Below are 1,009 nucleotides of genomic sequence, written 5' to 3'. Positions count from 1 at the left end.
CGACCGCTGCGAACCGTATCTACGGGTACGCGCTAGCCCGTGTCTATCAGAACGCGGTTATGCTGCGTGATGGTCTGTCTGAGCCGTCTGGGGAGTTGGCTGGTCTGTCGACTCGGTGGCGGAACCCGGCCATGCCGTCCACTGTGTCCCAGTCTGATGCGATGGTTAAGCAAATCTCTGCAATACCGGCGCTTGCTGAGACTGATGTCGCGTTGGAGGAGTTGGGGTATACGGCTGAGCAGATCGCCCGTATTCGCGCTCAGATGGCACGATCCCAAGCCAAGCAGACCCTTATGGAGGTCCTGGCTGACGCTGACACTACTACCAGCGGTGATGTTGGGGGGTGAAGACGTGTGACGACGCTGCGGGACGTGCAGCGCCTGCGCGGGGCCACAACACGAGTCACGCGCTTAGCCCGGCAGGATCTGCGGAGATTCTGGGCACGTCTGGATTTGACCCAACCGGAGCTTGTCCGTGAAGCCCTCATTACCTTCATGCCTGTCTTGGTCGACCGGTATGGCGACATTGCTAGTACGGTCGCGGTTGAATGGTATGAGGATGTGCGTGAGAAGGTTGCAGGACTGCCACGCTACGCGCCGGTGATCGGCAAGAACATCCCCGATGAGGCCATCGTGGAGACGACCAAGTGGGCGGCCGGGCACCTGTGGGGTGACAACCCGGCCGATACGCTCCGTGTCCTCAACGGCAGTATGGACCGGTGGATGAAATACTCCCAGCGGGACACGATCCGCCGCTGTATTGCTGGGGATCCGTCCAAGCCCCGTTGGGCGCGCGTCCCGCAGGGCGCTAAAACCTGCGCTTGGTGCACGATGCTCGCCTCCAGGGGCTGGGTGTACACGTCCCCGCAGAAGGCAGGTGACGCCTCCCATCGGTTCCACGACCACTGTGACTGTGAGATCGTGCCCGAGTGGGATAGGAGGGCCGTCCACTTGGAAGGGTACGACCCGGACCGGTACTACGCGCTCTATACGGAGGCCCGGGAGGCTGT

The 1,009-nt window shown here is 62.0% G+C and carries 1 protein-coding gene and 1 pseudogene; both read left to right on the top strand.

Annotation, left to right across the window (positions count from 1 at the left end):
- Positions 1–347 (top strand): hypothetical protein (locus tag EKN07_RS12740; RefSeq protein ID WP_206435739.1); only part of this gene is annotated, 347 nt, incomplete at its 5' end.
- A 6-nt stretch (positions 348–353) separates the two neighbouring features.
- Positions 354–1,009 (top strand): annotated as a pseudogene (locus EKN07_RS12400) (hypothetical protein); the annotation flags it as partial.

Origin of the sequence: Actinobaculum sp. 352 (assembly GCF_003957265.1) — a bacterium.
Lineage (GTDB): Bacteria > Actinomycetota > Actinomycetes > Actinomycetales > Actinomycetaceae > Asp313.
The sequence above is the reverse complement of the archived record's forward strand: the minus strand, read 5'-3'. Positions and strand labels throughout refer to the sequence as shown.